22 protein-coding genes are annotated in these 23,370 nt (G+C 63.4%); 10 read left to right on the forward strand and 12 right to left on the reverse strand.

What is annotated here, in order from left to right; genetic code table 11:
- Nucleotides 1–640: 640 nt before the first annotated feature.
- Nucleotides 641–1,381 (reverse strand): peptide-methionine (S)-S-oxide reductase MsrA, encoded by a 741-nt coding sequence (gene msrA, locus NE850_RS04475; protein WP_310698481.1) that lies wholly within the window; start codon nucleotides 1,379–1,381, stop codon nucleotides 641–643.
- A gap of 53 nt (nucleotides 1,382–1,434) precedes the next feature.
- A complete protein-coding gene (locus NE850_RS04480) occupies nucleotides 1,435–3,303 on the reverse strand; it encodes a cytochrome c biogenesis protein DipZ (protein ID WP_165189051.1) in 1,869 nt (622 codons plus the stop codon).
- Between the two features lie 253 nt (nucleotides 3,304–3,556).
- On the opposite strand from NE850_RS04480, the gene NE850_RS04485 reads away from it, so the two are divergent.
- The 3 genes from NE850_RS04485 to NE850_RS04495 all read left to right on the forward strand — a co-directional run bounded on the left by NE850_RS04485 (nucleotide 3,557) and on the right by NE850_RS04495 (nucleotide 7,505).
- Nucleotides 3,557–4,303, forward strand: a complete 747-nt coding sequence (locus NE850_RS04485; protein ID WP_165189053.1) for a response regulator transcription factor — start codon at nucleotides 3,557–3,559, stop codon at nucleotides 4,301–4,303.
- Complete coding sequence (locus NE850_RS04490; RefSeq protein ID WP_007177923.1) at nucleotides 4,300–5,796, forward strand: HAMP domain-containing sensor histidine kinase; 1,497 nt, start codon at nucleotides 4,300–4,302, stop codon at nucleotides 5,794–5,796. Before NE850_RS04485 ends, NE850_RS04490 begins: the two co-directional genes overlap by 4 nt.
- A gap of 542 nt (nucleotides 5,797–6,338) precedes the next feature.
- Entirely contained in the window at nucleotides 6,339–7,505 is a 1,167-nt protein-coding gene (locus NE850_RS04495) for a porin (protein ID WP_007177924.1), read from the forward strand.
- Between the two features lie 28 nt (nucleotides 7,506–7,533).
- Here the strand turns inward: NE850_RS04495 and NE850_RS04500 are convergent, their stop codons facing one another.
- Complete coding sequence (locus NE850_RS04500) at nucleotides 7,534–8,283, reverse strand: hypothetical protein (RefSeq protein ID WP_007177925.1); 750 nt, start codon at nucleotides 8,281–8,283, stop codon at nucleotides 7,534–7,536.
- Nucleotides 8,284–8,285: 2 nt separating this feature from the next.
- Nucleotides 8,286–8,513, reverse strand: a complete 228-nt coding sequence (locus NE850_RS04505) for a hypothetical protein (protein ID WP_007177926.1) — start codon at nucleotides 8,511–8,513, stop codon at nucleotides 8,286–8,288.
- Between the two features lie 185 nt (nucleotides 8,514–8,698).
- Between NE850_RS04505 and NE850_RS04510 the strand changes: the two genes are divergently transcribed.
- The gene (locus tag NE850_RS04510) at nucleotides 8,699–9,019 is read left to right on the forward strand and encodes a DUF4148 domain-containing protein (protein WP_007177927.1); all 321 of its coding nucleotides are present in this window, start codon (nucleotides 8,699–8,701) and stop codon (nucleotides 9,017–9,019) included.
- 239 nt (nucleotides 9,020–9,258) lie between these two features.
- Entirely contained in the window at nucleotides 9,259–9,720 is a 462-nt protein-coding gene (locus tag NE850_RS04515; protein WP_310698482.1) for a TerB family tellurite resistance protein, read from the forward strand.
- Here the strand turns inward: NE850_RS04515 and NE850_RS04520 are convergent.
- The gene (locus NE850_RS04520) at nucleotides 9,693–10,574 is read right to left on the reverse strand and encodes a LysR family transcriptional regulator (protein ID WP_007177929.1); all 882 of its coding nucleotides are present in this window, start codon (nucleotides 10,572–10,574) and stop codon (nucleotides 9,693–9,695) included. The genes NE850_RS04515 and NE850_RS04520 overlap by 28 nt on opposite strands.
- Before the next feature lie 120 nt (nucleotides 10,575–10,694).
- Between NE850_RS04520 and NE850_RS04525 the strand changes: the two genes are divergently transcribed.
- The gene (locus tag NE850_RS04525) at nucleotides 10,695–11,447 is read left to right on the forward strand and encodes a TerC family protein (protein WP_007177930.1); all 753 of its coding nucleotides are present in this window, start codon (nucleotides 10,695–10,697) and stop codon (nucleotides 11,445–11,447) included.
- A gap of 85 nt (nucleotides 11,448–11,532) precedes the next feature.
- The gene (locus tag NE850_RS04530) at nucleotides 11,533–11,826 is read left to right on the forward strand and encodes a zf-TFIIB domain-containing protein (RefSeq protein ID WP_007177931.1); all 294 of its coding nucleotides are present in this window, start codon (nucleotides 11,533–11,535) and stop codon (nucleotides 11,824–11,826) included.
- Between the two features lie 63 nt (nucleotides 11,827–11,889).
- Here the strand turns inward: NE850_RS04530 and NE850_RS04535 are convergent, their stop codons facing one another.
- The 5 genes from NE850_RS04535 to NE850_RS04555 form a co-directional block, all read right to left on the reverse strand.
- Entirely contained in the window at nucleotides 11,890–12,549 is a 660-nt protein-coding gene (locus tag NE850_RS04535) for a DUF2894 domain-containing protein (protein WP_007177932.1), read from the reverse strand.
- Nucleotides 12,542–13,189 carry an OmpA family protein gene (locus NE850_RS04540; RefSeq protein ID WP_007177933.1) on the reverse strand — a complete coding sequence of 216 codons (648 nt, stop codon included), beginning with the start codon at nucleotides 13,187–13,189 and terminating at the stop codon, nucleotides 12,542–12,544. The genes NE850_RS04535 and NE850_RS04540 overlap by 8 nt, the downstream gene beginning before the upstream one ends.
- Nucleotides 13,186–15,543, reverse strand: coding sequence for a DUF802 domain-containing protein (locus NE850_RS04545; RefSeq protein WP_310698483.1), 2,358 nt, complete (start codon nucleotides 15,541–15,543; stop codon nucleotides 13,186–13,188). Before NE850_RS04545 ends, NE850_RS04540 begins: the two co-directional genes overlap by 4 nt.
- Before the next feature lie 10 nt (nucleotides 15,544–15,553).
- Nucleotides 15,554–16,315, reverse strand: coding sequence for a DUF3348 domain-containing protein (locus tag NE850_RS04550; protein ID WP_310698484.1), 762 nt, complete (start codon nucleotides 16,313–16,315; stop codon nucleotides 15,554–15,556).
- Between the two features lie 154 nt (nucleotides 16,316–16,469).
- Complete coding sequence (locus NE850_RS04555; RefSeq protein WP_007177936.1) at nucleotides 16,470–17,414, reverse strand: aromatic alcohol reductase; 945 nt, start codon at nucleotides 17,412–17,414, stop codon at nucleotides 16,470–16,472.
- A gap of 298 nt (nucleotides 17,415–17,712) precedes the next feature.
- On the opposite strand from NE850_RS04555, the gene NE850_RS04560 reads away from it, so the two are divergent.
- Together NE850_RS04560 and NE850_RS04565 are read left to right on the forward strand one after the other, a co-directional pair.
- A complete protein-coding gene (locus tag NE850_RS04560; protein ID WP_007177937.1) occupies nucleotides 17,713–18,624 on the forward strand; it encodes a LysR family transcriptional regulator in 912 nt (303 codons plus the stop codon).
- 5 nt (nucleotides 18,625–18,629) lie between these two features.
- Nucleotides 18,630–19,862 carry an FAD-binding oxidoreductase gene (locus NE850_RS04565; RefSeq protein WP_007177938.1) on the forward strand — a complete coding sequence of 411 codons (1,233 nt, stop codon included), beginning with the start codon at nucleotides 18,630–18,632 and terminating at the stop codon, nucleotides 19,860–19,862.
- Here the strand turns inward: NE850_RS04565 and NE850_RS04570 are convergent.
- Entirely contained in the window at nucleotides 19,843–20,766 is a 924-nt protein-coding gene (locus NE850_RS04570) for a LysR family transcriptional regulator (protein WP_007177939.1), read from the reverse strand. The genes NE850_RS04565 and NE850_RS04570 overlap by 20 nt on opposite strands.
- A 147-nt stretch (nucleotides 20,767–20,913) precedes the next feature.
- On the opposite strand from NE850_RS04570, the gene NE850_RS04575 reads away from it, so the two are divergent.
- Nucleotides 20,914–21,897: an aldo/keto reductase gene (locus tag NE850_RS04575; protein WP_310698485.1), complete on the forward strand. Its 984-nt coding sequence runs from the start codon at nucleotides 20,914–20,916 to the stop codon at nucleotides 21,895–21,897.
- Here NE850_RS04575 and NE850_RS04580 read toward each other — a convergent pair.
- Nucleotides 21,894–23,351 (reverse strand): bifunctional diguanylate cyclase/phosphodiesterase, encoded by a 1,458-nt coding sequence (locus NE850_RS04580; RefSeq protein ID WP_310698486.1) that lies wholly within the window; start codon nucleotides 23,349–23,351, stop codon nucleotides 21,894–21,896. The two genes, NE850_RS04575 and NE850_RS04580, sit on opposite strands and share 4 nt — an antisense overlap.
- Nucleotides 23,352–23,370 lie beyond the last annotated feature (19 nt).

Below are 23,370 nucleotides of genomic sequence, written 5' to 3' on the forward strand. Positions count from 1 at the left end.
CCGAGGCTCGCTGACAGTCCGGCGCACCTCATTTTGACAAACAGGTTTCGCACCAACAGTTGCAATTTCTAAATTCAGGATGACGAAGAATTAACCCAACTTCTTTTCGTTCACCGTTGACAGTCCGCTATTGATGTGAACTCGTCGGCTCGACAGCTATCGAGGTGCGCCCTCGCCTTGCGAGTCGGGTTCGGACCCAAAAATCCGACTGGTCCGCGATCAGCCCGTCCGCTCGCACTGCAACCAGATGCGTCGCATATGAAGCGTAGCGCTTTCCGCCACGCCCGCTTTACGTACAAAAGCAGCCCAATGGCGAACAACAACCATCGCCGTAACTGTTACATGAGCGATGGCGTTTAGCCAGATCTCCGGTATTAGTTACAGAAGGTTTTTGGCAGACGAATTATAAACGTTTCATCCGCGTAACGTGCCGTGTTTTCAGGCGATAAGTGATAACTACGAGAAAGCCGGAAGCGAGGCGGCCGGAGATTTTCCAAACAGGCGTGAATGGAAAAACTCCGCCTCGTGCTGAGGCGGAAAACGCACATCTTTGATTCGTCAGTCGATTACTGACGCTTTTTTTGGTCCGCGTTCCGTGCGTGCAATTTATATTAGTAATACGAATTCGTTAACCGACGTTCTATTGCGTCGAGGTAGCGAGCAAAACGGGATCGTTGCGATAAATATCCGGGAACATGCGCTTCAGGTCGGCCACCTTCGGCAGATCGTTAACAGCGATATACGGGTAGTCCGGATGCAGTGCGAGGAAGTTCTGGTGATAGCTTTCGGCCGGATAGAAGCCCTTGAAGTTCTCCACATGCGTCACGACCGGCGCTGAAAACACATGTGCGTTATCGAGTTGTGCGATATACGATTGCGCGATGCCGCGCTGCGTCGCATTCACGGGAAAAATCGCCGAGCGATATTGCGTGCCGTGGTCGGGGCCCTGATAGTTCAGTTCGGTAGGATTGTGCGCGACCGAGAAGAATATCTGCAGCAAACGCCCATACGTGATCTGCGTCGGATCGTAAGTAATCTGCACCGACTCCGCGTGTCCCGTGTCCCCTTCACTGACGGTCTCGTATTGCGCCGTGGAAGCCGCGCCGCCGCTATAACCCGAGGCGACCTGCTTCACGCCGCGCACGTGTTCGAACACGCCTTGCACGCCCCAGAAGCAGCCCCCCGCGAATACCGCCGTTTCGCTGTGCGTCGCGGCGGCCTTCTCGTCCTGCACGGGAGCCGGAATCTTTGTGGCGGCCTCAGCCGAATGCGCGACGTGCTGCGCGGCCACGACGCCCAAAGCAACGACGACGAGGCCTGTGAGCCGAGTGACGGAAAAACGCTTCCGCAGCGACGATGGGCCAGTGGGTATCGTGCGCATGATGGTCAGTCCTTGAGATCAGGTTAGTGTCGAATGAGGCCGCTTGTGCCGGCTTATCCGAACGTGAAGGCAAACGCCTGCACCCCCGGGTTGAGAAATTCGATCGAGAAGGTATGGTCCGCAACCTCGCCGCTTTGCCGCACCAGTTGATACAGACGCTGCCCGGTCACAGTGCCGCTACCATCGGGCGCGATGTCTGTGCCGTGCGAGGCGCCGGGCGCGGCACCGTCGAGGCTCACGCGAAACTGCACTGGCTTGCCGTCCTTACCCGGACCGAGCACCAGATGCAGGTCGCGCGCATGAAAGCGATACACAATCCGTCCCGACGCGGCGGCGAGCGTGGCGTGCTCCGCGCCCACATTCCATGAACCGGCAAGACCCCATTCGTTGACGCCGGGCAGCGACGGTGCCGCATAGGTATGCGTCTTGCCCTCGACTTCCCCGCCCGGCGACGCGAAGTTCTCCGCCCGCTGATAACCGACATAGGTTTCCGGCGATTGCATGTCGGCGTTGTCCGCGGCGGCCTGTACGCCTTGTGCGCCAGCGCTCGCAATACCGATTGCAACCTTCGACGCATTCGCGTGACCCGCTTCGGTCAGCAATTGCTGGATCACCCTTTCGGATTCCGCATAGTCGCCTTCGCCGAAATGGTGATAGCGGATCTGACCTTTGGCGTCGATGAAATAGTGTGCGGGCCAGTACTGGTTATTCAGCGCGCGCCAGATCGCGTAGTTGTTGTCGATCGCCACGGGGTAGTCGACGCCGAGGTCATGCGTGGCCTTCTTCACGTTGTCGATATTACGCTCGAAGGCGAATTCCGGCGCGTGCACGCCAATCACGACGAGCCCCTGATCCTTGTATTTCTGCGCCCACGCTTTGACATACGGCAGCGAACGTAGACAGTTGATGCAGGAGTAAGTCCAGAAATCGATCAGCACGACTTTGCCGCGCAGATCCTGCAATGTGAGCGGTGGCGAATTGAGCCATTGGACCGCGCCGTCCAACGGGGGCAGCACGCCTTCGACCGGCAGCGGCGCCGCATCGGCGACGGTGCGCATCATCGCGCCGCCGGACATCGTGGCAGCGGCGGGTTCGGTGTCAGCGGTCGATTGCGTCGCCGGGTCGGCGCTTTTCATCGCGCCGCTGCCGGATACGTCCGACGGGTTTCCCGCAACAGACGACTTGCTCGCCGCCGCTGTCGGCGAAAGCTTGTCGACGAGTCTCTGTTCGAGACCGCCGGTCGCGACCGTCGAGACACGGGCGAGCACGCCGGTGTCGAAACCGAGCGCGATCGCGGCCACGCCACCCAGCATCGCAACGCCGATCCCGCGGCGAATCCACTCGCCCGCGCCCAATGAACGCTTCATTGCCGTGAACACCTTGCCGCCGATCAGCAGCGCCACTGCCAGAGACGTCGCCGCGCCGGCCGCATAAGCCGCCAGCAGCAGCGTGGTGCCGACGCTCGCGCCGCGCAGTGCCGCGCCGGTCAGCACGAGACCGAGAATCGGACCGGCGCACGGTGCCCACAGCAGGCCGGTGGCAATGCCGAGCAAGAACGACGAACCCGCGCGAACCTGCTGGCCGTCGGCCTGCGCGAAATCGGACAGGCGATTGCCGGCGCTGACGAGCGGCCGCATCAGATGATCGGCGAAGCGTGGGAACAGCAACGTCAGCCCGAAAATCGCGAGCAGCGCGATAGCCAGCCAGCGGCCATACTGGTTGGCCTGCGTAACCCAGCCGCCGCCCACGGCGGCCAGCGTCGCGACAACGGCGAACGTCAGCGCCATGCCGGCGAGCAAGGGCAAGCCGCTGCGCACGAAAGGCTGATCGGCGCGCGCGAAAACAAACGGCAGCACCGGCAGGATGCACGGGCTGAGAATGGTGAGAGCGCCGCCGAGATAGGCGAGAACGATGAGTAGCATGGCGATTCCGAACGTTCGTGCAGGTCGGTTACAGTAGGCACGCGGGCTCGGGCGGCAGCCGGCGTACAGCTCATCCAGGGCCTGATATTGCGGAAAGTGCCCACATGCTAGAGCGCCACCGATCCCGAAGTCCTCACGGAAAGTTAAATTAAATGTGATAACTCGCCGCCGGGAAATTTTGCACAATGACGCAATGGCCGCCTTTCCCGGTCCTGCTTTTGAACCACGCCCCGAACTGCCGCTGAAGCCAGCCATGGACAATCCGAAGCGCATCCTGATCGTCGAAGACGACGTCGACATCGCCAACGTGCTGAGCCTTCATTTGCGCGACGAGCGCTATGAAGTCGTGCACAGTGCCGACGGCAATGAAGGGCTGCGCCTGCTGGAACAAGGCGGCTGGGATGCGCTGATTCTCGATCTGATGCTGCCAGGCGTCGACGGACTGGAAATCTGCCGGCGCGCCCGCGCGATGACACGCTATACGCCGATCATCATCACCAGCGCGCGTTCGAGCGAGGTGCACCGCATTCTCGGCCTCGAATTGGGCGCGGACGACTATCTCGCCAAACCGTTCTCCGTGCTGGAACTGGTGGCACGCGTCAAGGCTCTGCTGCGCCGCGTCGACGCTCTCGCGAAAGATTCGCGGATCGAAGCCGGCAGTCTGCGGCTTGCCGGGCTCTCAATCGATCCGCTCACGCGCGAGGCGGCCGCCGACGGCAAGCCGATCGAACTCACGCCGCGCGAATTCGACCTGCTGTACTACTTCGCGCAGCACCCCGGCAAGGTGTTCTCGCGAATGGACCTGCTCAATGCGGTGTGGGGCTATCAGCACGAGGGCTACGAGCACACCGTCAACACGCATATCAACCGGCTGCGCGCGAAGATCGAGGCCGATCCGGCCCAACCCGAGCGCATCCTGACCGTCTGGGGACGCGGCTACAAGCTCGCTGTGCCTGGCGAGACAGCCGCGCCCAACGGCGCACCGAAGGACGCATCGTGAATCTGACGCTGACCCAGCGGCTTTCGCTCGTTTTTTCCGTGCTGTTGCTCGCGTGCTGCGGTGCGTCGGCGTTCCTGCAAATCCGTTCGAGCGATCTGCACGAAAAAGAAGTCATACAAAGTCTGTCGCGCAACCTCGCCGACCATATCGCTCATCGCACCACGCTGATGGATGCCAACGGCTTGCGGCCCGACGCGGTCCGGCAACTGTTCGGGCAACTGATGATGGTGAATCCGAGCGTCGAGGTGTATCTGCTCGACGACCAAGGCCGCATTCAAGGCGACGACGCGCCCGCCGGACACGTGAAGCGCGCGCAGGTGGATCTGACGCCGATCCACCGATTCATTGCGGGCGAGCCGCTGCCGATTCTCGGCGACGACCCGCGCAGCCTCGACGGCAGGAAGGTGTTCAGCGCAGCGCCGCTGCAACTGGGCGGGCAGGCACCGTCCGGGTATATCTACGTGGTCCTGCTCGGCGAAGAACACGACGCGCTCGCCGCGCACGTGGCGGCCAGTTCGGTGCTGCGCACGACGTTGTGGTCGATGGCGCTGGTCGCGCTGTTGGGATTGCTCGCCGGTTTGACCGCATTCGGCCTGATCACGCGGCCGCTGCGCCGCCTCACCGACGCCATGCGCCGCTTCGATGCGGAAGGTGAGCCCGATATCCAGCCGAGTGTGCCGCGCTCGTCGGTGGCCGGACGGCGCGACGAAATCGCGGTCCTCGAAGCCACGTTCGCGCAGATGGCGAACCGCATCGGCGATCAATGGCGCGCGCTGACGCGTCAGGATCAGCAGCGCCGCGAACTGATCGCCAACATTTCGCACGATCTGCGCACGCCGTTGACCTCGCTGCACGGCTACCTCGAAACACTGTCGCTGAAGGCCGACACGCTAGGCGAAACGGAGCGCAAACGTTATCTGGCCATCGCGCTCGCACAAAGCGTCAAGGTGGGCCGGCTCGCACAGGCGTTGTTCGAACTGGCCAGGCTCGAACACGGTAATGTGCAACCGGCGTTCGAACAATTTTCGCTGGTCGACCTGGTGCAGGACGTCTTTCAGAAATTCGAGTTGCCGGCCGAGGCGCGGCACATCCAGTTGCGAGCGGTCATTGCGCCGCGCCTGCCGAATGTCTGCGCCGACCTGGCCATGATCGAGCGCGTGCTGACGAACCTGCTCGACAACGCGATCCGCCACACACCCGCCGAAGGATCGATTGAGATCGATCTCGCGCACAAGGACGGCAAGGTGTCGATCATGCTCAGCGACACGGGGCCCGGTATTCCACAGGAGCAGCGCGAGGGGCTGTTCGAGCGCCCATTCAGCTCCGGCGGCATGCATCGGGGCGGCGGACTCGGGTTGCTGATCGTCCAGCGCATGCTGCAATTGCAGCATAGCCAGATACGCCTGCTCGATAAGGAAGGAACGGGCACGACCTTCTGTTTCGAGTTGCCGACGGCTGTCGTCAGAGCGAGTGCCGCCGGCATCCCTTTGTGACGGCTCGCGCTGGAACTCGCTGCGAGATGCCATGTGCGAGACGGCTCAGACCAGCAAGTCGTCATAAACCGAGCCGAACGACCGTCGGCGAGCGCCTGCTTCGACGCTGCTTCCCGCCCCCTTCTTCGGCCATATCTGCCTGGATATAGCGAACGAAACGCCCGCTGTCCATGACACACACCACCTTACTGTGTGTCATAAAGACGACAAATAACCACTAAATCGTTTACGGACAGATAACGTACCGATATATTCCGCAAGACATAACGGTCAAGGCGGTGCGCTTTTCTCAACGACGCCCACGCTGCGAAATTATTCGCCGATGCTTCGACGCGTCCGTCGTCAGGCAGCGGCGATCACGCACAGCGTGTTCGTTGTCTCGCCCCCCCGTTCATTCGCGTTCTTCAGACATCGATCTCCGCTTGCGCGACCTCGCGCCGCCTTGTCGCGGGTGCCCGATATGTCTGGTGTCGTTTGCAAACCCCGGTCGCGCGCCGCCCCGCAACACGCGCTGCGCCGCCATCCTATAAAAAGAAGGAAAAATGAAAAAGACTCTCCTCGCAACCGCCGTCCTTGGGAGCGTAACGCTCAACGCGCATGCGCAAAGCAGCGTCACGCTGTACGGCCTGATCGATGCCGGCATCAGCTATGTGAACAACGCTCGCGCCGGCACGAGCCACGACCGCCTCGTCAAATATGACGACGGCGTGGCGTCGGGCAGCCGTTGGGGCATTCGCGGCACGGAAGATCTGGGCGGTGGCCTGAAGGCGCTGTTCGTGCTGGAAAACGGCTTCAACAGCGGCAACGGCACGCTGGGTCAGGGCGGCGCCATGTTCGGCCGTCAGGCGTTCGTCGGACTGTCGCAAGACGGCGTCGGCGCGCTGACGTTCGGCCGCCAGTACTCGTTTTCGACAGACTACCTGGGCGGCACGTATTCGAATGGTAGCCAGACCGTCGCGGGCAACTACGCTTATCACATCAACGACGTCGACCAGTTGACGTCCAGCCGCATCAACAACGCTGTCAAGTTCAGCAGCGCGAACTTCTCCGGCTTTACCTTCGGCGCATTGTATGGCTTCTCGAACCAGGCGGGCGCTTTTGCGGGCGCACCGGCAAGCGGCACGGGCGCGGCACCGGTCGCGGGTTCGTCGCGCGCATATAGCTTCGGCGCGAACTATGCGAACGGTCCGATCAGCGTCGGCGCGGCGTACACGGACATTCGCTTCCCGAGCCAGGCTGTCCCGACATTCTCGACCACGATTGCGAACGTCACGACGGGCAACGTGCGCGATCTGCGTACGTACGGTATCGGCGGCCGCTATACGATCGGCGCGGCCACGCTGTGGGCGCTCTACACCAATACGCGTTTCGAAACGCTGACCGGCGCGGCGACCACGTTCACGGCTTACGATGCGGGCGCGAAATACGCGTTCACCGCAGCACTGACGGTCGGCGCGGGCTATACGTACATGCATTTGAGCAACGCGAATACGGGCCACTGGAATCAGGGCGACCTGAGCGTGGATTACGCGCTGAGCAAACGTACCGACGTGTATGCGCTGGGTATCTATCAGATCGCTTCGGGCCACAATACGGCAACGGGCGACGTGCAGGCGCAGATCGGCTCCAGCACGAGCTTCTTCGGTCCGTCGGGGTCGGGCGCGGACAACCAGTTGGCGTTCCGCGTGGGCATCCGCCATCGCTTCTGATTCCCCGGCTTTTCGGGAGTCTCGGCAATCAGACGCCGATCGCCGCCCTCCGAAGCCGCCGACGCTCCAGCCAGTTGCGTAGCTGACCGGCCACGAATGCGCTTATCAGCAGCGACAGGTACAGCATCAAGATGTCGTGTCGCCATGCATCGAGTGCCGGTTGATGCGCAACCAGTTTCGGGTCGGGCCGCAATGGCCCGACACTGGCTGCCATGACCGCCTGCTTCATGTGGATGAAACCGGCGGCGGACAACAATGGCATCAGAACAAGCATTCCTGTCAACACGGGTTTCGCGCGGCGTGCCATAGCGTGATGGCGCATACGCAACCACAGTCCAAGGCAACCATGCAACCAGCCGGGTGCAAGGAGTGCCAGTTGCAAGCCTTGCGTGCCGCTCGTGACTAGCGATATCACAATGCGCTCATAGTTCGGTTCGAGGCCGTAGAGTGAGGCGGCAAGGCGGGTGGACACCGCATGCCGGATCAGCAACAGGGGAAGGCTCAGACCTGCCCACAGCCGAACCCATTCGGTGAGCGGCAACGCCCAGTAGCGGCGCCCGTAGATGGTTCGCAACGCCAGCGAAAAATGCAGCAGGGCCGCGCCATATAGAAGCACCGTTCCCGGCATGCTGTGCCACAGTCGCAGCGCCAGCACGAGACCTCGCCCGGCAAGATCCAGAGACCAGATCCCCAGCGCGTGATTGACCAGATGCAGCAATAGATAGACGAGCAGAACGACACCGGACACGAACTGGAAACGGCGCAGCAAAGTGGGCACGGTCAGTTCCTCGACACAGAACGCACAGGCCGTCTCCCGTACCCGTCACCCGGCTTAGGGTTCGCCGTCTTATCGCGCACCGCGTCGGCAAATTTCTGCAGAGCAGACAGCGAACCGCAAACGCTAAGGTATTCCTCGCGGCCAATTCTGCCGTCGAGGATAACCGCCATCCCCGACTGACGAGCCATGTCGATAATGTCCATTTGAGCACCCCAAATTCGTGTCTTCATGACTCCAAGACTCCGGATTTCGAGCGTTTATTCCCGCCTTTCTGCTCACGCATCCCACCTTCGGCGCGCTGACGCATCGACGCCGGGAATAAGACATTCACTCCGATGGTTTACCGGTGCAGAGCGCGCTGCTGCCGACCTATGTCGAGTTCAAGCATTGCGCTCGTACATTCAGGAGTATCGACATGAAACTGCCCTCGCTGAACCTGCTCGCGATCCGCGCCGTGCCTAAAGCGCTCATCGTGAGCACGGCTTTTCTGGTTACATCAACCGGTGTCTATGCGCAAGCGTCGCCGGAGTCCGGCACGCACCAGATTACGCGTGCCGAAGTGCGGCATGAACTCGAGGAGTTAGAGGCGGCGGGATACGACCCTTCTCGCGGTGACGAAAGCGACTACCCCGCTGACATTCAAGAAGCCGAAAGAAAAGTGGCCGCCATGCATACCGCCCAAATGAATGCGCTAGCGGGCGGCCAACCTGCCATGCAGAGCATGCCAATGCATTGATGGCGATCCTGTGTGTGAACGCGTGGATCGCGGGCTCCCCCTTTGAGCGTCGATCGTCTTTGCGATTGACGCTCTCGTTTATCGGCGACAGGTCGACCATGTCCGGTCTTGACCGCCTACGGGAAAGCTTCGTCTTTTCCGAACCTTCGCTTCGCAATTAACAGATTTATCCGATCCGCAACATACCGCAGACTGGGGCTCATCTTCACTACGGACATCGTCCGCGAAAGGATCTCATCATGCGCACCTATCCGCGTAACAGCCCTCAAGCCGCAGCACGCATCGTCGCGCTGGCCCTCACCTCCGACGGCCACGTCAGCAGTTCGGAAGAACGTGTGCTGGACAGACTGAACATTGCCGGCGAACTCAGTCTCGCACCTGCGCAATTCGAGCAGATCGTGCAGACGTTGTGCGAAGACCACTCGGTCGCACAGCCTTCGCTCGCGCCGCCGGTGGGTCATCTCGACCCGGCCATGCTCACGACCTTGATCGACGAGATCGACGACCCCGTGCTGCGCCGCAAGGTCATTCGCCTGTGTGTGGCCGTGGCGGTCGCCGACGATTATCTGGCGGACGGCGAAATCGCGCTGCTTGCCGCGGTATTGAACGCGTGGGGCCCCAATCTCACGCCTGTTGCGGCTCGTCTGGGTCTCCCGTCACACGTGCTGCGCAGTTATAACCGCGCGGCGGCCACCACCTGAGACGCGAGCCCGTGATGTTGCCCACGACGCGAGCGGATGGCGTGGATCTCCTCGATCACGCCGTCCGCGCGGCCGAGCCAGCGCAGGCCCCGCAGCAGCGTGAGATCCTCCGCGCCCAGTTCCGCGAGCGGAAACACGCCGAGACCGCGCGCGGCGAACACCGCCATCAGCGCACTGTCCTCGAACTCGCCGACGATTCGCGGCCGGATACCCTGCGCCTCGAACCACCGGTCGAGCCGCGCGCGCAACGCGGCGTGCCGAGTGGGCAGAAGCAGGGGCACGTCCGCGAGGCATTGCGGAAAGCCCGCGCGGGCAGACTTGCGGACGATCTCCGTGGGGCCGTACCAATCCACCGGCGAGCCGGCCAGGCGCTGGCTCAAGACGCGCAGATCGGCATTGTGCGGCGCCGGCTGGCACGCGAGCACGAGATCGAGCCGGTGCAGCGCGAGCTCCGACATCAACTCCGCATGCTCGCCCTCGTGACACAGCAGCCTGAGCGACGGCGTACCGAGCACCGGCGCCAGCAGCGCGTGTGCCGCGAGCTTTGAAATGCCGTCGGAAAGACCGACGGCGAGCCGCGCCACGCCTTCCCCGCCCGCCTCGCGCATTTCGTCGAGGAGCGCCTCGCCGAGTTGGAAAATCTGCTCCGCGCGATTGAATGCCGTTTCGCCGGCCTCCGTCATCGTGACGCCCCGCCCCGCCGGTTTCAGCAATTGACGCCCGATTGATTTTTCCAGCTCCCGCACCTGCGCGCTGATGGTCTGAACCGCCATGTCGAGCCGCTCGGCCGCGCGCGCAAAGCCGCCTTCCTTCACGACGATCCAGAAATAGTACAGGTGACGATAGTTGAGCATGGCATGACAGTTCGAAAAAACCGATATGTTACTCAGGGTATCACTGATTTATCCGAACGGGAGAGACAGCGATCATGACGCTATTCCGAGGTTACCCACATTCATTCGACAACCGACACTATGGACTTCCTGCTCGCACTCGCTACCGACCCTGCCGCATGGGCAGCGCTCCTCACGCTGGTCGTGATGGAAATCGTACTCGGCATCGACAACCTGATCTTCATCTCGATCCTCAGCAACAAGCTGCCGGAAGCCCAACGCGCCCGCACGCAGCGCCTTGGCATCATGCTCGCGCTCGTGCTGCGGCTAGGCCTGCTCGGTACGGTCGCGTGGATCGCGCAGTTGACCGCGCCCGCCGTCACGCTGTTCGGCCATGCGTTTTCGTGGCGCGATCTGATCCTGCTCTCCGGCGGTCTGTTTCTCGTCTGGAAAGCGACACGTGAGATTCACCATCACGTGGTCCATGCCGAAGAAGAACGCGACAAAACGGGCAGCACGGTGCAGTTGACCGTGGCGGGCGCGATCGGCCAGATCCTGTTGCTCGATATCGTGTTTTCGGTCGACAGCATCATCACGGCGGTGGGCATGACGGACCATATGCCGATCATGTTCGTCGCGGTGATCAGCGCAGTGCTGGTCATGCTGTTCGCAGCGCGCCCGCTGTCACGCTTCATCGATCGCAATCCGACCATTGTCACGCTCGCGCTGAGTTTCCTGCTCGTGATCGGCATGACGCTGATTGCGGAAGGTTTTGGCTCACATGTGCCGAAGACGTACATCTATGTGGCGATGGCGTTCTCCGGGTTCGTCGAGGCGATGAACATGCTGGTACGCCGCGCGAAATCGAAGCGCACGCTCGGCACCGGGCAATGATCGATAGCGGCAGACAGTTTTTTCCGGATCGGGCGGCTCGCCGGACCGAGCGTTCGATGCCTTTGTACTCTTGAGGAGCGACACCATGAAATGCCCTGTATGCAAGACCACCGACCTGCTGATGACCGAGCGCCGCTCGATTGAAATCGACTACTGCCCGGACTGCCGCGGCGTGTGGCTCGATCGCGGCGAACTCGACAAGCTGATCGCGCAGGACACCGCGAATCTCGACGCGCCGGCCGCCACGCGCGCAAGCCGTGAGAGTCACCGGGATCGGGACCACTCGTACGACAGTCACCGTGGCTACGACGATCATCGAACGGGCTACCGGACGCAAAAGAAGAAGCGCTCGATTTTCGACGTATTCGATTTCGACTGAGCACCGTCTGCCATGATGAACGGTGCTGAACGAAGCGCCGGAAGTATCCCGGCGCATATCACGTTAGCGTGCTTTGCCGCGAGCGCTCTTGCCGGCATTGCCGGCGCGCGGCGTATCCTTACCCGCCGGCGCCGCGCCACCGTTGATCTGCTCCATCCACGACAAGGCGTCGACATAGGATAGAAACTGCTTCAGATAACCCGGCGAAACCTCGCGCATGAGCGAGAGCGCCCGGTGCACGAGGCTGCTCGAATTGAGCGGACCGGCATTCCCAGGCACTTGCTCCAGCGACTGCCGCATCTGCTTCTCGGTACGGACTTTGGACCAGACTTCCCTGAAGTAATCGAGCTCCGCCAACTCTGGATACGAGGCGGATCGCGGCAAGCCGATCGTCGAGAGTGCGGGTTGCCTTGCGATGGAGTCGACCAGGCTCTTCAGCGTTTCATGCGCAGGCTCGTTTGCCGACACCGCGCTGTGCGTGCGTGCGTCGGCGTAGGCAGTCGCGGATGCCGCGCCTTCAATCTGCCTGGCATAGGCTTCCAGCAAACCGGCCAGCCTGTCATCCAGAATACGTCGCGCCTCGCCGCTATGGCCGGCCGCGCGCCGCGCCAGCGCGTTGATGAAATGGAAGCGGACAGGCTCCAGACGATCGGCGCCGCGCTCGCGCCAGGCGTCGAGCGTCGCGCGGGCTGCGCTGATCGGGTCGCTCTCGTCGTTACTCATGAGGCTTCACCGTGGAGGTCGAGGGGCGCGGGACCGGTGCGATTTCCACGCGCCGGTTTTTGGCGCGCCCCTGTTCGTCCGCATTCGAACTCACCGGCTGCCCGGAGCCGAACGCTGCCGCAAAGAGCGACGACGCGGGCACGCCGTCGTCGATCAACGCGCGCGTCACCGTCAGCGCGCGTTGCGCGGACAATTCCCAGTTGTCGGCAAAACGACGATTGCCTTCACGCAAGCGCTGGTCGTCGGTAAAACCGCTCACCATCAGGATTTCGTCATTGGCGCGCAGATACGCGGACAGCGGCCCGGCCAGACTCTTCAGCAGATCCCGGCCTTGCGGCTGCAATTGATCCGAGTTCAACGCGAACAGCACATTGCCGCTAATGCCGATGCGACCATTCACCAGCGTCACGCGCCCGGCTGCGAGCGGGCCGGCCAGCGCCTGCTCCAGCGTCTTGCGGCGCTGCGTTTCCAACTGACGCTGCTTGACCTCCTGCTCCAGTTTGCTCGACAACTCCAGCTGCACGCCGATCACGCCCACGAGGATCAGCACGAAAGCGCCCAGCAGCACCGACATCAGGTCGCCGAAAACCGGCCAGATCGGCGCGACCTGCTCCACGCCGCCGTCGATGTCCTCGCTCATGCCGCTTCAGCTCCCGCCGACGCGCGCCGGCCGGCGAGTTGCTGCAGGTCTTCGACGATCTGCTTCTGCGACATCACGCTCAGATCGATCACCTCCCGCGCCTGCGCCACGTAATAAGCAAGCTGCTCGTCGCTGCGTGCGAGGGATTTGTCGAGCGCGGTTTCGATACGCTGCAGGTGCGCGACCAGCTTGTCGTTCGACTCGCCGAACACTTGCACGGCGGCGCCGAACGCTTCGCCGAGACTCGCCACTTCGACGGCACTGCCGGTGACCTGCGCGGCAACCGAGCCCAGCTTGCCGGTTTCGAGTTCGATCCTGTCGGTGAAGCGTGTCCCCACGCGTTCCAGCAAATCCGCCGAGGTGGCGACGAGCGCGTCGACGGCCGTGCGCTGTTCCGTGGACGCATGATTGACCGCGTCGAGCAGGGTTTCCAACGTTTCCAGCAGGCGGCTGCGCTCCTGCAGCATCGCGGTGTCGCGGACCATGCTGTCGGAGAGCTTCTGGCGCAGTTCGGCGACGACTTCGGCGGCGGCCTTCGGCGCTTCCGAGGCGGCTTGCACGAGTTGGCCGACCTCGGCGATCGTGCTGCTGGCGTGCGCCTGGGTCTGGGCCGATATGTCGCGCGCGGTTTGCGCCAGCGTCTCGCAGATTTCCTGCTGACGGCTCGCAGTGCGCGCGCCCGCCTGTTCCCACTCCTTGCTCAGCGTCGTAGCCATCGCACCGAGTGTCTCGGTCCAGGCTGCCAACCGTTGCTGATCCCGCGAGGCCAGTTCCGCCTGCAGGTTCGCCGCGGCCTTGGGCGCTTCCGCCGCGGCCTGCACGAGCCGGTCGATCCCGGCAATCGTATTGCTCGCGTGCGCCTGGGTCTGGGCCGAAATATCGCGCGCGGTTTGCGCCAGCGTCTCGCAGATTTCCTGCTGACGGCTCGCGGTGCGCGCGCCCGCCTGCTCCCACTCCTTGCTCAACGTCGCGGCCATCGCGCCGAGCGCTTCGGTCCACGCGGCGAGCCGCTGTTCGTCCTTCGAAGCCAACTCGGTCTGCAAGTCCGCATGCGACTGTCCCACGCCGTGCAGCAAAGACGCCGCGTGCTGCTCGAAGGTGGCGGCAGCTGCCGCCAAGGCTTGCTGGTTGCTCGCCGCAAGCTTCTCGCCGACGCTTTGCTGGCGCGACAGCGCCTCGTTCCAGGCCTGCGATACGCCACCCGCCGCACTTTCCAGCCGTGCGGCGACGCCGTCCAGCAAACCGGCCGAACGTTGTTCGAAAGTGCCGGTGAAGCGATCCAGCGACGCGCGCAGGTGCTGCGCCAGTTCCTCGCTCGAACGCTGATGTTCCGCCAGCGCCTTGTTCCAGATGTCCGCGACGGTCGTGGTGCTCGCTTCGAAGCCGCTCGACAGCCCGTCCAGTTGCCGCTGCACGGCTTGCGTGACGGTGTCGTGCAACGCGGCCGTTTCGCGCGCGAGGCCGGCCATCGTGGCTTCCATGACCGGCTGCAATGCCGCGCCGGCGGCGCGCGTGCTGTCGGCCACGCTCGTCTTCAACGACTGCTCGACCGAACTGGCGAGGCGCGTGTAGGCGGCCTCGGCCCTGCCGTGAAAAGCCTCCTGACTCGCGATCTGCCGCTCGTTCAACGCGAGGCTCTGCTGTTCGATGGCCGCCATCATCGTCTGCAGCCGGTCGACCAGCATGGGCATCACCTCGGTCTGACGCTGCAGCAGCCTGAAGGCCTCTTCGCGCTGATGCGTCTGCGAGTAGATGCGCAAGGTCGTCGCGATCTTCACGTCGAGCATTTGCGCCGCCTGCAGACGCTCGCGCCGGCATAGCGCGGACAACAGGCCCAGCATGGCGGAACTCGCCACGCCCGCAATCGAGGTGCCGAACGCAAAACCCAAGCCCTTGACCGGCGCGGCCAGCGAGGCGCGGATCGCCTGCAGGTCGGTCGCGCTTTCCAGCGCCATGCCGGTGCCGCGCAAGGTCGCCACCATGCCGAGGAGCGTGCCCAGCATGCCCAGCAATACCAGCAAACCGACCAGGTAAGGCGTCAGCGCCGGCCCCGGCAAGGCCACGCGCTCGCCCTCCACGCGCAGGCGCACCGCGTTGCGCAAGCTGGGATGCAAAGGATCGAGCCACGCGCCGAGGCTCGGCGGCGGCGCGGACAGCCCCGCGACGGCGCGCGTCAGCGTGCCGGTGGCCTCGCGGTAGCGATGCAATTCGAGCGCGCCCGCCACGTAGCAAACGCCGATCAATAAGGTGACGGCCAGCGCCAGCGGGTTCGAACCAAGGTAGCCGGCGGCGATCCAGCACACAGCGGCCAGACCTGCCAGAAACACAACGAGATCAATACGATATCTGGACATAGCGTCCCAGTTAGCTGGAGCGAAGGGCGGCGAGCAACCCTTCGACCGGTTGTAAACGAATCTCCAGTTCGGCAAGCAACACGCTCTGCATATCCTGGCGAAACAGGTTCAGCCATGCGCCGGGCGTGGGCGCCGCTGCGTCGCTTGCAGTCTCGCTTGCGGCCTCGGCAGCGGCCAGCGCCGCCTGTTCAGCGGCGCGCAAGCGCTCGAAGTGCCCAGCGAGCAGCGCGGGCACGCCGGCCAGCAGACTGCGCTCGCGCTCGCTCAGCGCGCGCTCCATCACCGCGTCCACCACCGCGAGCCGCGCCATGTTGGGCGTTCTGGCCGCCAGCATGGCGCGCAGGCGGCCACGCAGATTGCCGATACCCGTTTCCATCGACTGCTGGATGGCGAGATAGCGCTGCCGAAAAACGGCGTAGTCGGCTGCCGGCTCCGTGGGCACACTCTGGGAGGACGCGTGCATGGAGCCGTGCCGCCTCGCGACTGCGAACACGCTATCGCCCGTAATGGCTTTGGCCAACGAGCTGCGCGCGCGGAGGTAGTCCGCCTCTTCGGCGCTGCCGAAGGCTCGCGCGCCAGCGGCAACGGCAACGGCAGGCGGATTGCCGTTCAGCGCCGAGGACAGCGCGATGGCGTCGGTCCAGCCGAACCATTGGCTGAGCCGGTCCGAAAGCGATTGCCGGGATTCGGGAACATCGACATCCGCCAGGCGCGCCAGTAAGCGAATGAGCGCCGGGCCGCTGAGCGCAGTGCGCTGGGGGGTTTGCAACATACCACCGGAGGCAAAAAAGTCAGCAGTTTACACGCTGACGGGACCGCGGCGGTTGCCGCCCGCTCCGCGGGCCGCGCGCGAGAGGCGTTTCAATGTCGCGAATGCCCCGTCCGGCGGCCTTTCCAGCCCGCTGCTCCGACCGGTTGCGCAACAATTATTGAGGCGACACGCCTTCGCTCGTCAGAAGGTGCTCGCGCATCCATTGCTCCATGCTGCACACGGCCAGGCCGCGCCGCGCGTTGAACGTGCGATCCACGCTCCACGACACGCCCGCGCCCTCGGCGAACACCACGCGGTACTTTCTGAGCGAACTGTCGGGCTCATCGGCCAGTTCGGTTTTCAAATGCGGCACGCTCCATTCGACGCGGCGGGTCTTCCGCCCAAGCATTGCATCGACGCAATCGGCCACCTGGCGATAGCTCACCGTGTCGCCGGCGACGAACACCACCTCGTTGGCAATGCGTGGTTCTGCGAACACGATCTCCGCGGTCAGCATGCCGATGTCGTCGGCCGTGGTGACCGTCACCGCGTTGTCCCAACTGCCGAGCGCATGCACGGTGTTCCGTTCCAGGTCGACCACGCCGAAGGACGGCTCGAACAGAAAAGTCGTGAACATGCCGGTCGACACGATCACCCATTCGGTCCGGTCTTGCGCGCGCAGCAGGTCGCGGACGTCGAGCTGTTCGTCGAACAGATCCTGCGCGCTGCCCCGGCCGATGACGTCATAGTCCACGCCGAATTGCCACGGGAAATAACGCGCGACGCCAGCCTCGAGCGCAGCACGGGCGATCTTGAGCTGCACGCCCTTGCCGCCGACAAACCCGGTGCAGGAGATGACCGTGTCGAAGCGCCGGAACAGCGCGGCAAGCGAAGCCTCGGACTGCGCGGCCAGGTCGCCCGGCACGAGTTCGATGGCAAGCGCGCGCAGTTCGGCCAGCTCCTTTTGCCTGGCGGCATCGTGCGATTGCAGGGTCGAAGGGCGCAACAGAACCGCGACCGACACGCCAGGCGCCGATGCGGTCCGGCGCGCGAGACTGCGCAAGACGGCCATGCCGAGTTCACCGGCGCCGAGAACGAGAATGGATTGAGTGTGCGACATGGGCGGAGCCTTTTCGAAGTTCGGAACAGTGTGAGTGGCGTTCGCCCGCGCGATCCGCCGTCACCGGCAAGACGCTGCGCAGTGGCGTCACGCAGAACGCCGAACGCAGGAGTCAGCCGGACGTTCCGGAGTCTAGGCGCGCGAGTGGCCGGCATTGTTCGCCCGCACGGAATTGATAAAGCGTCCGCGTCGAACCAGCCGGCTTCGACCTGCCATGCGGACGACTCCATGTAAGATGAACGCCCACCTCGACGCGCCTGTGGATGGCGCTGCGCGAACCCGGACAGGTGCCCCGTTCATGGACAAACTTCAAGCAATGACGACCTTCGTACGCATCGTCGAGGCTCAGAGCTTCAGCAAGGCTGCGGAGACGCTTTCGCTGCCTCGTTCGTCGGTCACCACGACCATCAAAAGTCTCGAACGGGAGCTGGGTACGACACTGCTCCGGCGCAGTACCCGTACGCTGAGTCTGACCGATGCGGGCGAGCGGTACTACGCGTCCTGCCGTGCGATTCTCGCGGAGATTGCACGCGTGGAAGGCGAGTTGTCCGCCGACACCGCTTCCCCGCGTGGACGTGTGCGCGCCGACATGCCGGGAGTCATCGGCCGCGCAATGGTCCTGCCGAGGCTGCACGAATTCGCACAGCGCTTTCCCGGCATCGAGCTCGTGCTGGGTCTGAGCGACCGGCCCGCGGATCTGATCTACGACGGCATCGATTGCGTGATCCGCACCGGCGAACTGGCGGATTCGAGCCTGACCGCCCGGCGGCTGGGCGAGCTGAGCTGGATCACCTGCGCTTCGCCGCGTTATCTGACAGCGCATGGCGAGCCCGCAACCGTCGGCGCGCTCACCGATCACCATGCCGTCAACTACATCTCGAACGCGACCGGCCGTCCGCTCGACTGGCGCTTCCATGTGCAGGGCGAAGACCTCACGATCGCCATGCAAAGCCGCTTTGCGGTGAATGAAACAGAGGCCTATCTGCAGTGCGGACTGGAAGGACTCGGACTCATCCAGCTCTCGGAGTTCGTCGCGCTGCCCTATCTGAAATCAGGACGTCTGAAAGAAGTGCTGGCAACCGCGCGATCTTCGGCGGTGCCGGTCTCGATCGTGTATCCGCATGGTCGAAATGCAAGCGGCGCGACCCGAACGTTTGTCGATTGGATCGCGGAAATCTTCGAACAAAGTGACTTCAAGCGAGGCACGTAAATAGAATGAAATTCGATACCGTTGTGCTCGGGGCGGGCATTGTCGGCGTGTGCATTGCCGTGCATCTGCAGAAACGCGGCCGCCAGGTCGCGCTGGTCGATCGCAAGCTGCCCGGCAATGAGACGTCGTTCGGCAATGCCGGGCTGATCCAGCGCGAGGGCGTTTATCCGTACGCGTTTCCTCGCGGGTTCGGCACGTTGCTTCGCTACGCGCGCAACCAGTCGCCGGACGTTCGCTACCATGCCGACGCCATCTTCAGGACGGCGCCGTTCCTGTGGCAATACTGGCGCAACTCTCACCCGGCGAGACACGCCGCCATTGCGAAGTCGTACGCTACATTGATCGAGCATTGCGTGAGCGAGCACCGCGCGCTCGCCGCCGACGCCGGCGCGAGCGCGCTGCTGCGCCCGATCGGCTGGATGAAAGTGTTCCGCACGGAAGCGGTTCGGGATGACGAGACACGCGTTGCCGAACGGTGGCATCGGGAATACGACATCGAGTTCGAAACGCTCGACGCCGCGCGCCTGCAGCAGCTCGAACCCGATCTCGACAAAACGCTTCTCGGCGGCGTGCGCTATCCGGAATCCGATTCCGTGAGCGACCCGAACGCGCTCGTCACCGCTTACGCGAAGTACTTCGAAGCGCTGGGCGGACGGTTTTTCATCGGCGATGCGGACACCCTTCGCGATGGCTGGCAGGTCGATACGGAAGCGGGAACGATCTCGGCTTCATCCGCGGTCGTGGCGTTGGGGCCGTGGTCGGATCGCGCCACTGCGCGATTGGGCTACCACCTGCCGCTTGCGGTCAAGCGCGGATACCACATGCACTACGCGCCGCAGGGGGCGGCCTGTTTGCATCACCCGGTGCTCGACGCGGAGAACGGCTACGTGCTGGCTCCGATGGCGCGCGGCATCCGCCTGACGACGGGCGCCGAAATCGCCGATCGCGACGCGCCGAAAACGCCGACGCAACTCGCCGCCGTCGAGCCGATTGCCCGCACGCTGTTTCCGCTGGGCGAGCGTCTGGACGACGAACCCTGGATGGGCCGGCGCCCTTGCACGCCGGACATGATGCCGATCATCGGGCCCGCGAAAAAACATGACGGCTTGTGGTTCGCGTTCGGCCACGCCCATCATGGTCTGACGCTGGGTCCGATAACTGGCCGCCTGATCGCCGAAATGATGACCGGTGAAGCCACCGTGGTGGACCCGCGGCCGTTCAGCGTGGAACGGTTCTAATGGCGGGCTCGCCATTCGCCCACTCCCGCACTGCCTGCGCGAATAGCCTGAGCGCAGTCGGCGGATGGCGATTGGCGGGGTAATAGAGGCACAGTCCCGGAAACGAAGGACTCCATTCGGCAAGCAGCTGCACGAGCCGGCCCGAAGCCAGATATTCCGCGGCCAACTGGTCCGACACCCAGGCAATGCCGATGCCGGCCAGCGCCGCCTCGACCATCAGGTTCAGATTGCCCAGCGTCATGGGACCATCGACGTCGACACTGGCGCTTTTGCCGCGATATTCGAGGTCCCAACGGTAGAGCGCACCGCTTTCGAAGCGGAAGCGGATACAGCGGTGCTGCGCGAGATCGTGCGGCGCTTCCGGCTTTCCATGGCGCGCGACGTAATCCGGTGAAGCCACCGCGATGAACCGCATGTCCGGGCCGAAGCGCGTGGCGATCATGTCGCGCGGCACGTCCTGCAAGACACGAATGCCCGCGTCGAAACCCTCGGCCACGATATCCACGAGCCGCGTATCCACGACGAATTCCACGTGAATGTCCGGATACGTCGCGAGGAAACCGGGCAACACGTGCTGAACCAGGGGTCTCGCCGCGGATTCGGATGCGCTGACGCGGATCGAGCCCGACGGGCGATTGCGCGCGGAAGCCGCTTCGTTCACTGCGTCTTCGAGATCGGCGATCGCCGGCCCGACGCGCCGCAGGAGTTGCTCGCCCGCTTCGGTCAATGCCACCGAGCGGGTCGTGCGATTGAAGAGCCGCACGTCGAGACGCGCCTCTAGGCCACGCATGGCATGGCTGAGCGCCGATGGCGACACGCCCAGCGTGCGCGCGGCCGCGCTGAAGCTGCGCTGGTGGGCAATCGCGATGAAAGCAGTGAGTTCGGACAGACCGGCGCGCAGCATAGATGAATTTTCCTCATAACCCTTTGCGATTCTAGCCGTATTGTTGAGCGGAGCACATCACCCTAAGCTTGAGGCCGTGAACGTCGCGCGACGCGTCCGCCCCTCCCGGCGGAGCGGCACGCGCGGCATCCGCCAAGGAGAAAGAACGTGCAAAAACGCAAACTGGGCAACGCTGGTCTCGAAGTGTCGGCAATTGGTTTCGGCTGCATGGGTTTGAGCTTCGGCTACGGTCCCGCCACGGAGAAAGCCGCCGGCATCAAACTGATTCAGGCCGCTTTCGAGCAGGGTGTGACCTTCTTCGACACCGCCGAGTGCTACGGGCCGTTCGTCAACGAGGAACTGGTCGGCGAAGCCGTGGCGCCGTTCCGTGACCACATCGTGATTGCCAGCAAGTTCGGCTTTCAGGACGGCGACACGAAGAAGCCGACCGACAGCCGGCCCGAGAATATTCGCGCCGTCGCCGAGGCCTCGTTGAAACGCCTCAAGACCGACCGCATCGACCTGTTCTACCAGCATCGAGTCGATCCGAACGTGCCGATCGAAGATGTCGCGGGCACTGTCAAGGATCTGATCCGGCAGGGCAAGGTGAAGCACTTCGGTTTGTCCGAAGCGGGCGAGCAATCGATCCGCCGGGCGCACGCGGTGCAACCGGTGGCCGCATTGCAAAGCGAATATTCGTTGTGGTGGCGCGAGCCTGAGCAAAAGGTGCTGCCCACCCTGGAAGAACTGGGTATCGGTTTCGTGCCGTTCAGTCCGCTCGGCAAGGGCTTTCTGACCGGCGCGATCGACGCGGGCACCACCTTCGACGCAACCGACTTCCGCAACCTCGTGCCGCGCTTTTCCGAGGAAAACCGCAAGGCCAACGCGGGCCTCGTCGAAGTGCTGGGCCGGCTCGCCGAGTCGAAGGGCGCCACGCGTGCGCAGATCGCGCTCGCCTGGCTACTTGCCCAGAAGCCGTGGATCGTGCCGATTCCGGGGACGACCAAACTGCGTCGCTTGCAGGAAAACGTCGGCGCGGCTGCGCTTGACCTGTCGGCCGACGACCTGAGCGCGATCGAAGCCGCGCTGCGGCCTATCGAAGTGGTGGGCGATCGCTATCCGGCGCAATGGCAGCAGCGTGTGGATCGCTAAGGATTGCTTTGCGGCACGGCGCACCATTTATTGCCGAGGTCCGCGTCCGACAACGCGTCGGCAAAGTCAGCCGGACTGGCGGGATGGCTGAACAGGTGGCCCTGCAACATATCGCAACCCATCTCGAAGAGAACCGTTGCCTGCTCGCGCGTTTCCACGCCCTCGGCTGTCGCCGTCATACCGAGGGCGTGCGCCATTGTCACCACTGCATGCGTGATCGCGACCGACTCGCGATCGTGCGGCAGACCCTGAATGAAAGAGCGATCGATCTTCAGGTTGTGCAAGGCGAAGCGCTTCAGATACGACAGCGACGCATAGCCCGTACCGAAGTCGTCGATAGAAAGCTTGACGCCAAGCTCCGCAAGCGCCGTCACGGTTGCCGACACAGCCGGGTCGTCCGGCATCAACACACGCTCAGTGATTTCCAGTTGCAGCGCCGATGCATCGAGCCCGCTGCGTTCAAGGCACGCGGCAACGTGCCGCACGAGATGTTCGTTGAACTGCAGTGGCGAAATATTCACGGAGACAGCGACATGCGGCGCGAAGCTCCAACGCCATTGACCGGCCTGAGCGCAGGCCTGTTCCAGCACCCAGTCGCCAATGCTCTCCATCAGGCCGCCCTCTTCGGCAACCGGGATGAACTCGGCGGGTGCGACGTCGCCCAACTCGCTGTTGCTCCAGCGCAGCAGCGCTTCGGCGCCAACCGTCTCGCCCGAAGCACTGTCGACTATCGGTTGATAAACGAGCTTCAATTCACCGGCGGCGCGCGCGTGGCGCAATAACGCTTCGATCCTGAAGCGGCGTTGCAACTGGCATTGCATATCTTTCGTAAAAAATTGCGCGCGGCCGCGGCCGTACTGCTTTGCATGACGCATTGCCGAGCCGGCGTCGCGAATCAGTGCGGAAGCGTCGCGAGGTTCATGGACAGAGAGGGCAATGCCGATCGACACGCTCACGTAATACTCCGCGCCGGCGACCTCGAACGGCGCCGTGAACAGGTCGAAGATTCGCCGCGCGAATGCGCCAGGCGCAAGCGGGTTGCCGTGGTCATCGACGACGATAATAAAGCCCTCGCCACCAATCCGGCCCAGCAGACCGTGTTGGCCGATCAATCCGGCGAGCCGGCTCGCGGCGTCGCGCAAGACGCTGTCCCCGAGATCATAGCCGCCGATATCGTTGATCCTGCCGACGCCATCAAGATTGACTGACAGTACGGTAATGCGTGCGGCACGCGGCGATTTCAGCAACTGCTGAAGGCATTCGGCAATGTAGACGCGGTTGTGCAAACGGGTGAGCGAATCCAGTACCAGCGCGTAGCCCGAGTGGTGAATAGCGTTCGGCCGGACAGTATTCGAACTATAGCGCACAGGAAGTGCAGCCTCCTCGTGAGGCAAGCAGGAGACTGAATCCTGCGCACTCGCTTTCATACGCGCAACGGTCGCTGGGTCGATCATCTTGGCACTCCTGTGCTTA

The organism is Paraburkholderia sp. USG1 (assembly GCF_031570135.1).
In the GTDB taxonomy this organism is placed as follows: domain Bacteria; phylum Pseudomonadota; class Gammaproteobacteria; order Burkholderiales; family Burkholderiaceae; genus Paraburkholderia; species Paraburkholderia dioscoreae.